Here is a 9,343-nt window from a genome sequence, read left to right as displayed (position 1 = left end):
TACGATTTCTTGCAAATCCGACTACGTCAAATCGCTAAAACCGCCCGGCAAATCAAGGGCGTTCGGAGTTTTTAACAGGGGACTAAAGAGCTGGGCCGCAAGGAAGGCATGGCTAACCAGTACGGCAACCTGGGCGGGGTCGCCATGCAGCGGGGCGATAAAAGCAAGGCTTGCGCATACTGGGCGGTGTCAAAGGTCCTCTTTGAAGCGGTCGGCATTCCTGACAAGGTGAAACTGGTCGCGGGTTGGATGGCCAAAGCCGGGTGTTCGCCGCCGAAATGATCGGCGATCAGGGGGGGCGCCCGGCGACCCCTCCCGGCCTCCCTTGGCAAGGGGAGGAATTTTCAGGTTGGGGGAGGTTAGCGGCCTGTGTGTTTTGACCACGGAGGCACAGAGGCGCAGAGAAGATCAAGTGAGGTTTTCTTCCTGCTTTTTCTTTTTTTTATCCTCCTCTGTGTCTCTGTGTCTCTGTGATTCATAAAACAATATCGGAGGCAACCTCCCCTCCTTGGTAAGGAGGGGAAAGCGCCGGCGTAACGAAGCGGGGCGGTGAATGCTCACCAGCGAACCAGGCTTGCTCCCCAGGTCAGGCCGCCGCCCAGGGCTTCCATAAGAACAAGGTGGCCGGGCCGGATTCGTCCGTCGCGCACCGCCTCGTCCAGCGCCAGGGGAATAGAGGCGGCGGAAGTGTTGGCGTGGCGGTCCACGGTTACGACTATGCGATCCATGGGGATGCCGAGTTTGCGCGCCGTGCCGTCGATGATGCGTTTATTGGCCTGATGAGGCACCAGCCAGTCGATATCCGAACATTTCAGGCCGTTGGCGTCGAGGGCTTCATTGACGATCTCGGCCAGACAGGCGACGGCGTGACGAAACACCTCGCGTCCCGACATGCGCACATGCCCCACCGTCATGGTCGATGACGGCCCCCCGTCGGCGTAAAGCAAATCGCCGTGACGCCCGTCGGAATGCAGGTGAGTGGAGAGGATGCCTCGACCGTCATTCCCGGCGGCGCGAAGGACAACGGCGCCGGCGCCGTCGCCGAACAGCACGCAGGTGGAGCGGTCTTGCCAGTCAATAATGCGGGAGAAGGTCTCGGCGCCGACAAGCAGAACCGTTTCGGCCTGTCCCGCCTTGATGAAGTTATCGGCGACGGCAAGCCCGTAGATGAAGCCGGAACAAACGGCCTGGATGTCAAAAGCGGCGCCTTTTTCAAGGCCCAGCTTTGCCTGAACCTTGGTGGCGACGGACGGGAAGGTGTTGTCAGGGGTGGTCGTCGCCACAATGATCAGATCAACTTCGTCCGCTGAAATGCCGGCGTTTTCCAAAGCGCGGGAAGACGCCTTCACGGCCAGGTCGGATGTAAACTGGCCGTCGGCGGCGATATGGCGCTGCCGTATCCCCGTGCGGGAGACGATCCATTCATCGGAGGTATCGACCATCGACGACAATTCATCATTGCCGAGTATTCGGTCAGGTAAATAAGAGCCGCAGCCGATAATCCTGGCGCCGGGAGTCATCAGCCGGAGGTCGCCGCTCCCTGAACGCCTTGGCGGTCGGTTTCAAGGCAGGCGAGGTCTTCCTTGATGCCGTCATTCAGGTTGTCGTTAATTAATTTTACGGCCACCTTGATGGCGCTGGCGAAGCCGAGTCCGTCGGTTCCTCCATGGCTTTTGACGCAGATGCCGTCGAGGCCGAGGAATATGGCGCCGTTATGAAGGCGCGGATCAAAATGACGTTGCAGCCTTTTCAACGCCGGCCGCGCCAGCAGCGCCCCCAGGCGCGACACGGGAGACTCCATCAGGGCTTTTTTCATAAAGTGGGCCATCATCTTGACCATTCCCTCGGCCGTTTTCAGGGCGATATTTCCGGTAAAACCGTCGGTGACGACGACATCCACGGTTCCGGCGGCGATGTCGTCGCCCTCAATAAAGCCATGGAATTTTATGGGCAGGCTGATTTTCTGGAGAATGGCGGCGGCGCCTTTGACCGCTTCGTTGCCCTTCATATCCTCCTCGCCGATGTTAAGGAGTCCGATGGTCGGCTGCTTCAGGCCCAGGGCGTTGCGCGCATAAACCTCGCCCATGACGGCAAACTGCACCAGATTATCGACGCCGCATTCAACGTTGGCGCCGAGGTCCAGCATAATGCTTTCCCCGCGCATCGTCGGAAATACGGCGGCGATGGCCGGCCTGGATATGCCGGGCAATGTTTTGAGCACGAACTTGGCCATCGCCATCAAGGCGCCGGTATTGCCGGCGGAGATCACTCCCGCCGCTTCGTCGTTCTTAACGGCGTTGATGGCAAGGCGCATGGATGAATTGCGCCCGCTACGCAAGGCATACCCTGCCGATTCCTCATTGGCCACCATATCGTCGGTGTGGCGAATATGGGAAACCGCCCTGGCGTTCGTAAATTCGTCAAGCAGCGGGCGTAACTGTTTTTCGTCGCCGAAAAGCAGGAACTCCACGCCGGGCAGCCCTTTAGTCGCCATGTCAATGCCCTCCACGACCATTCGCGGGGCGTTGTCTCCACCCATGGCATCCAGCGATAGCGTTAAGCGCGTAGACAAAAGAAGAAGTCCTCAATAGCCGGCGGCGGCGTCAACGGCGTCAGGCGGCGTCGCCCGCCTCCATAACCTCGCGGCCCTTGTATTGACCGCAAGACAGGCAGACGTGATGCGGCTTCTTTAATTCGCCGCAGTTGGAGCATTCCTCGTATGCCGCCGACGGAAGAGAATCGTGGGCGCGACGCATATTGCGGCGCGACTTACTGACTTTTTTCTTTGGAACAGCCATGTTGCAATACCTTCGGTTAGAAGCCCTCATTATGGAGAGCAGGTGCTTACCTAAACAAAAAAGGCCGGCGGAGCAAGCGGCATGCCGCTTTATTTCTCTTCTTTAAGCAGTTTTCCTAATTCCGCGAAAGGGCCGGATTGAGTTTCCGCGCCCGGACAAGCATCCCTGTCGGTGGTGAAATCCTCGAATTTAACGCCCGGTTTACGGGGGAACAGAGGCAATTCCACAGCCATCTGCTCGGCGACGGCCTCGCCGAGGTCGATGACGCCGTCAATAACAGGTTCGTGATCATTGGCGCCGTCAAGCAAAATTATGACGTCTTCATCTTCTCCGCTATCGGCCTCGCCGCTGTAGAGTTGCTCAAAAGACGCCTCGATCAGGGATTTCACCGGCTCCAGGGTGATCACGCAGGTTTGGGTCACATCGGCGCGTAGTTTGCCGGCCATCAGCACCAGCGAGTCTTGGCGGGGGGTCAGAGTCACCGTCGCCGAAAGGCTGTCGATGGAAATCAGCGAGAACCGCTCGGCAAGAGCCGTGCGCTCCCTGGGGGCGGCTTCGATGTCAAAGGAGTTAGGCCCCTCTTTTAATCCGTCGCAGGCGACGGGACGGGAAAATTCGGGCGTCATCAGTTTTGTCATGGGGCGACGGCGCCGAACAGCACCTCCCCCGCCATCAGCCGGGCCGGTTCCTGGGCGTCCAGAGATTCCGCTTCGCGCCGGATATACCTGATCATGCCGGCGACATTGCGGGACTCAGGCGCGGCATCCCTGAATACGTTGCGCTCAAGGGCGGCGGCCAGCGTTTCATCATCGCGGTCAAGACCATCTTCGTAGGCGGCGACGCGGCCATAAAAAGCCTTCGCCAGCTTCTTGACCTTACCGCCGACGACCAGGTCGCCCACCCCCATCTCCCGAAGGTTCTGATCCATGTCGGCGAACATGAGGTCAAACAGCGCCTGGGCCAACAGGGCGGCGTCGCCGTTAGTTCGTTTCAGGCGGCGCATGACAAGAAAGGCATGCAGCGCAATCATGTCGAATCGTCCCTCCTTGGTGTCGGGAACGCCGAAGTCAAGGTAGAAGGCCGGCCGGCGCGCCTGTCCGACCAGCGCGACATAGAGTCGATGGGCGGCGTCTTCAAATCGGGAACGGCGGAATGCGCCGAAGATGCTCATAGGGCAATTCTCTTTTATTGACAAAAGGCGGCGGCAGGTGCGAGGCTTAACATCCATAATTCGGCGGGCTGACGCCAGTAGAAATGCGCGGGATCAAACACTCAAGCTATTTATTGCGATTGTTGTCGGCGGGAGCGTTCATTCTTGGACTTTCCGCGTGCGGGTCCCGCATTGACAGCCGGGGCAATCTTCTCGACCCCGACCTGCTGACGGAAATCAAGGTCGGTCAGCATACCCGCGAGCAAATAGCGGAAATGCTGGGATCGCCGTCCAGCGTCGCCACCTTCGACAAGGAGACCTGGTACTACATCAGCAACCGCACCGAAACCATCGCCTTCTTTGAACCCGAGGTGAGGGAACGTCAGGTTCTCGTCCTCCGCTTCGACGATAAAGGCGTGCTTCATGACGTCAAGACCCTGGGGCTTGGAGATTCGCGCATTATTCAGCCTGTTGATCGGGAAACTCCCACCGCCGGAAACACTATGGGACTTATTGACGGGGTCATCGCCAATTTCAGCCGCACCCAGAAACAGACCCAGAAAAAATTGCAGAAATAAGCCCGGCTCTTTCCCCTCCTCAAGACGTCTTGGTTTATGTTTCATTAATCAATGCGTCGTATGTATTGATTATTCCGTTTTACGATATTTTTCCTGAGCGAGCAGAAACCTGGGATGCCGAATATGCTGGGAATCACCCAAGAGGGCATTAACACCGCCCTTGAGATCAAGAGCAATTACCGTAACCGCGAACCTTTGTGCGTTCCCGGCGAGACATCGCGCATCATGACGCCGGAGAACCTGCTGAACCACAATCTGAACCTCAGCGGTTTCGAGGATCCGCTGGCCCTGGCTATGGTGGCGACCCGCGATCCCGAAGCTCCCATGGCGTTGGCGGCGGCGTCGCGGTTGGGTCCGCTGGGCAAGAAAACGGCATTGATTTCCGAGGTAATCAGCCTTGTCGGCGACACGACGAAGCACAAGCAGGTGAGCCAATGCATCAGGCTGATTACCGATTGCGCCTTCAGCCCGGACGCCATCGCCAAGGTGCGGCGCCATGCTTCAAAGGTAATCGTTCAGACCCGCCGCCAGTATACGACGGCGCTACGCTATAATCTTCAGTCGCTGATGGACGGATCAATCGCTCCCCGGAAGTTCGTCCACGAGTTCTTCGAACTCACCGAGGCCGGCAATATGCGCAACGACATCCGCAAGAAACTGGTGAGCAGCCTTTTACTGTCTGACTCCGTGCGCCCCAGCATCAAGTTCATGATGCTGGAGAACTTTGAGAGAATGCCGATGGTGGTGCGCCTGGATATAATTTCGGCGGTGCTCAGGGCCGAGCCGAGCCGCCACATCGAAATCATCAAGGAAGAACTGAAGTGGATCGTCGCCAAGGAGAGGCGCGCCAAGGATATCCACTGATCCCCGCCGTTTAACCTATCTTTAACACGCTCGGAATTTTTGTCGCTTCGGCTAGGCAATATTTTCCCTGACCGCCATGTCCGCCCCTGGGCGCGTCCGGCTAACCGGCTGATTTAATTAACAAACCATTAATGGCATGGCTATTGCCTCTTAAACGGCAGCCGTTCGCCGTCGCTCAACGCGACATAAGGTTTAAAAAATGGGATTTTTAAGGGATTCACGCCATGAAGCCGCAAAAGATCGAGTTCCCCTCCGCGACGCAGGATAACGCCGGCCGATCATCTCTCGTTTACAGCGTTTCGCTGATCGCCGATTGCCTGAAGCAGGCGAGAGCGCAGTCCGGGCGCGCCGGGAACTTTGCCCATTCCGATATTTCAAGGATCGCCCTTAACGCCGCTTATGAGGCCGAACAAACCATCGCCATGTTGCAGCGGCGAATTTTCCAGCTTGAAGAAGCCACCATGACCGACGAGTTGACGGAAGTGCTCAACCGCCGGGGCTTTGTCAGCCAGTTGCAAAAAAACCTGGCCTCGGCGGAGCGTTATGAAGAACAAGGAGTGCTGCTCTACGTCGATCTGGACGGCTTCAAGCCGGTTAACGATACATACGGCCATGCCGCCGGCGACGAAGTGTTGCGGCAGGTGGCGCGGGTTTTGCGGGGAAACATCCGGGATTGTGACTGCGTCGGGCGCCTGGGCGGCGATGAATTCGCCGTTCTTCTGACGCGCTCTTCGTGGGAGGACGGTCTGGTCAGGGCGGAAGCCCTGGAACAGGCCCTGAACAATGCCTATGTCGGCTGGAACGGGCGAATGATCGCGCTGAGGGCCAGCTTCGGCATTCAGGCCTATGGACCACGGGATGACGGAAATGAGCTTCTCTCACGCGCCGATGACGCCATGTACAAGACCAAGCGCATGCGCGCCGAGCTGGCCGAGAAACCTTCCGCCGGCCGAGGCCCGAAAGAAACAGAGGCATGGAGCCGGACCGCCGCTTGACAAGCAACCGCCGGCTATGTGGTTCTTTAGGGAGCGAAAATGAGAATAAGCGCCCTGACCGTCGGCCCGGAATACCCGGATAACGCTTTTAAAGGGCGCGAATTGGTGCCCTTCGTCGCGCCGCCGCTTCCCGCCGTGACTCAAGACAACTCCATAGGGAAACCGGATAAAACCGGACAAACGCCGTTTGATCATCTGATCGCCGGCGTTGACATCCGCGACATTTCGCCCCGCGAAATCTCTGATTTAAGCATGGACCTCTATGCCGCCGGCGTCCTGTCATGGCGGGAATACGATATGCTCGCCTTCCAGCCCGAGACGCAGCCCGCCTATGACAGCACCACCGGCGCCCTTACCGGCGAGAAAGCCGACCCGGATCGTCCCCGCGACTTCATCGCCGTCTGGGAGGACCGCCTGGACTTTGAGCGCCGGTACAACGCCGATGACCGCGAGCTGATCGAACGCACCGAACATATTGTCGGCGTCTTGCGGCGGATCGATTCCCCCACCAACCTGATAATATAATTCCCGTTGGAACATCGTGCGAACATGGGCCATAAAACGCCTTTGTTTTCAGGCGGTTATGCAACGCAAAAAAAACGCTTGCCAAACGGAACAAAACATGGACATATACCCCGACAGGGCGTGGAACAAAATATGCACATTTAATTATATGCGTCTCCAACCGCTCCCTGAACCGCATTGCATAGATGAACACCGTATGGAATAAGTGAGGTATGTCATGGCTGAAACCACATTGAAGCTCGTGGGAAAAGACAATATGGACAGGAACAAGGCCCTTGACGCCGCCCTCAGCCAGATCGAAAGGGCTTTCGGCAAGGGGTCGATCATGAAACTCGGCCAGCATGAGGTGGTGGAAGCCGATTCCATCTCTTCGGGTTCGCTGGGCCTGGACATCGCTCTCGGCATCGGCGGCTTGCCGCGCGGTCGCGTTATCGAGATTTATGGTCCCGAAAGCTCCGGCAAGACGACGCTGGCCCTGCATGTGGTGGCCGAGGCCCAGAAAAAGGGCGGGACATGCGCCTTCATTGACGCCGAGCACGCGCTGGACCCGGTCTACGCCAGGAAGTTGGGCGTCGATGTGGAAAACCTGCTGATCTCGCAACCCGACACCGGTGAGCAGGCGCTGGAGATCACCGACACCCTGGTGCGCTCGGGCGCCATCGACGTTCTGGTGATAGACAGCGTCGCCGCCCTGGTTCCCCGCGCCGAAATCGAAGGCGAGATGGGGGATTCCCATATGGGTCTGCAGGCCCGTTTAATGAGTCAGGCCCTGCGCAAGCTGACCGGCTCCATCTCGCGCTCCAAGTGCATGGTCATCTTCATCAATCAGATCCGCATGAAGATCGGCGTCATGTTCGGCAACCCGGAGACCACCACCGGCGGCAACGCCCTCAAGTTCTACGCCTCTCAGCGCCTGGAAATCCGCCGCATCGGCGCCATCAAGGACCGCGACGAAGTGACCGGCAACCAGACGCGGGTCAAGGTGGTCAAAAACAAGCTGGCGCCTCCCTTCAAGATGGTGGAATTCGACATCATGTACGGCGAGGGCATCTCCAAGCGGGGCGAACTCATTGATCTCGGCGTCAAGGCCGGCATCGTTGAAAAATCGGGTTCATGGTTTTCATACAACTCGGAGCGCATCGGCCAGGGCCGCGAGAACGCCAAGAACTTTCTCAAGGAAAATCCCCATGTCGCCGACAAGATCGAGGCCGCCATTCGTCAAAACGCCGCCCAAATCTCCGGAAAAATGATGACCGGCTCCTCTGACGGCAATGAAGGCGAAGACACGAGAGACGGCGCCGGAGAATAAACGAATTATACCAACGGCTATTGACGATGACTCGTTGTCGGCGGGGCCGGGATTCCCTTAAGGAAAAATCCTCCCCCTTGCTTCAAGGGAGAGGTCAGGAGGGGGTAAACTGCGGGAAACATCCGTCGAAATCATTCCGCGCTAACGGGTGTTGAAGCCTAACAGGCGCTCTACGTCGAGAACCACCATAAGCCGGTCTTCAAGACGGTAAACCCCGAGGGCGAATTCCCGCCATGACGCATCAAGCGTGCTGGGGTTGCCCTCATGGAATTCAGAACTGACGCTGACCACTTCGCCGACGCTGTCAACCAGCAGGGTATAGAGATCATGGTCATACTCAACGGTGACCCCCATGTCCTTTTTTTCTTTCTTTGAAGCTTCCGGCGGGTTTTTTTTATGAGACATCGCGTCTTCGTCCCGGTCTTTGATGCCGAGACAGACCCGCACGCTGACTACGGTAACAATTCGTCCGCGAAGATTAATTGATCCTATGACCCTCGGCGGCGCCAAAGGAATGGGCGCGATGTATTCCAGCCTCAGAATGTCTTGAACCTTAAGGATCGGGATGCCGAATAATTGGCCTCCGACCAAAAAAGTAACAAAGTCTTCAAGATCCTTTTCCAGGAAGGTTTCCACTTCCCGCGAATCCGCTGCAACAAGGTTCTGCGCCATATTTAAAATCCCGGTGACCGAACGTCAGGACCAGACCGCCGTGGTGCCTGCTGATATCTTTTAATATTCCGTCCGCATAAGTCCAGTGTTTTCAGCGGGCGTTGCCCATGCCGCCCTTGACAAAACAAGGCTAGGTATGGCCCAATGTAAAAATACAAGATAATGTGTCTAACGCCATATGATGTGTGTTCGGAGTTTGCCGGCACATAGATGTTGGGGATTGTGATGGGGCGGAGAGGCCGGTTTTTATTATTTATTGCTATGTTGTCGGCGGCGGCAACGGTTTCGGGTTCATCGTCGGCATTCCGGTTAAATCCTGAAGACGAGCGCCTGAAGGATGAGGTCAGGGTAAGCGTCAAGGAAGAAGCGACGGACGACCGGGATTCTGCGGCGTCCGCGCCCGATGTTTCCCGTCCGGAACCGACCGTTAAAAAACGATTCGGTGATTTGCG

Annotated in this window: 11 protein-coding genes and 1 pseudogene (1 of these 12 only partly in view); 5 read left to right on the top strand and 7 right to left on the bottom strand. The window is 57.4% G+C overall.

The window, feature by feature from the left end; translation table 11 throughout:
- Positions 1-557 precede the first annotated feature (557 nt).
- The 5 genes from A3H92_10735 to A3H92_10715 all read right to left on the bottom strand — a co-directional run bounded on the left by A3H92_10735 (position 558) and on the right by A3H92_10715 (position 3,969).
- Positions 558-1,520, bottom strand: coding sequence for a 3-oxoacyl-ACP synthase (locus A3H92_10735; GenBank protein OHC74515.1), 963 nt, complete (start codon positions 1,518-1,520; stop codon positions 558-560).
- Positions 1,520-2,572, bottom strand: a complete 1,053-nt coding sequence (locus tag A3H92_10730) for a phosphate acyltransferase (GenBank protein OHC74514.1) — start codon at positions 2,570-2,572, stop codon at positions 1,520-1,522. The genes A3H92_10735 and A3H92_10730 overlap by 1 nt, the downstream gene beginning before the upstream one ends.
- Before the next feature lie 40 nt (positions 2,573-2,612).
- Positions 2,613-2,798 carry a 50S ribosomal protein L32 gene (locus tag A3H92_10725; protein OHC74513.1) on the bottom strand — a complete coding sequence of 62 codons (186 nt, stop codon included), beginning with the start codon at positions 2,796-2,798 and terminating at the stop codon, positions 2,613-2,615.
- Positions 2,799-2,887: 89 nt separating this feature from the next.
- The gene (locus A3H92_10720) at positions 2,888-3,436 is read right to left on the bottom strand and encodes a hypothetical protein (GenBank protein OHC74512.1); all 549 of its coding nucleotides are present in this window, start codon (positions 3,434-3,436) and stop codon (positions 2,888-2,890) included.
- Positions 3,433-3,969 (bottom strand): hypothetical protein, encoded by a 537-nt coding sequence (locus A3H92_10715; protein OHC74511.1) that lies wholly within the window; start codon positions 3,967-3,969, stop codon positions 3,433-3,435. The genes A3H92_10720 and A3H92_10715 overlap by 4 nt, the downstream gene beginning before the upstream one ends.
- Before the next feature lie 83 nt (positions 3,970-4,052).
- Here A3H92_10715 and A3H92_10710 point away from each other — a divergent pair, with 83 nt between their 5' ends.
- The 5 genes from A3H92_10710 (at position 4,053) to A3H92_10690 (ending at position 8,219) form a co-directional block, all read left to right on the top strand.
- Positions 4,053-4,526 (top strand): hypothetical protein, encoded by a 474-nt coding sequence (locus A3H92_10710; GenBank protein OHC74510.1) that lies wholly within the window; start codon positions 4,053-4,055, stop codon positions 4,524-4,526.
- A gap of 114 nt (positions 4,527-4,640) precedes the next feature.
- Complete coding sequence (locus tag A3H92_10705; protein OHC74509.1) at positions 4,641-5,390, top strand: hypothetical protein; 750 nt, start codon at positions 4,641-4,643, stop codon at positions 5,388-5,390.
- 224 nt (positions 5,391-5,614) lie between these two features.
- Positions 5,615-6,385, top strand: coding sequence for a hypothetical protein (locus tag A3H92_10700; protein ID OHC74508.1), 771 nt, complete (start codon positions 5,615-5,617; stop codon positions 6,383-6,385).
- 39 nt (positions 6,386-6,424) lie between these two features.
- Positions 6,425-6,910 (top strand): hypothetical protein, encoded by a 486-nt coding sequence (locus tag A3H92_10695; GenBank protein ID OHC74507.1) that lies wholly within the window; start codon positions 6,425-6,427, stop codon positions 6,908-6,910.
- Positions 6,911-7,127: 217 nt separating this feature from the next.
- Positions 7,128-8,219 (top strand): recombinase RecA, encoded by a 1,092-nt coding sequence (locus A3H92_10690; GenBank protein OHC74506.1) that lies wholly within the window; start codon positions 7,128-7,130, stop codon positions 8,217-8,219.
- 141 nt (positions 8,220-8,360) lie between these two features.
- Here A3H92_10690 and A3H92_10685 read toward each other — a convergent pair whose 3' ends face one another.
- Both A3H92_10685 and A3H92_10680 read right to left on the bottom strand, forming a co-directional pair.
- Positions 8,361-8,891: a hypothetical protein gene (locus A3H92_10685; GenBank protein ID OHC74505.1), complete on the bottom strand. Its 531-nt coding sequence runs from the start codon at positions 8,889-8,891 to the stop codon at positions 8,361-8,363.
- Positions 8,892-9,200: 309 nt separating this feature from the next.
- A pseudogene (locus A3H92_10680) lies at positions 9,201-9,343 on the bottom strand (hypothetical protein) (it continues 184 nt past the right edge of the window).

The sequence above is a fragment of the Rhodospirillales bacterium RIFCSPLOWO2_02_FULL_58_16 genome, assembly GCA_001830425.1.
Lineage (GTDB): Bacteria > Pseudomonadota > Alphaproteobacteria > Rhodospirillales > 2-02-FULL-58-16 > 2-02-FULL-58-16.
Note: the sequence above shows the minus strand (reverse complement) of the source record. Positions and strands in the feature narration are given on the sequence as shown.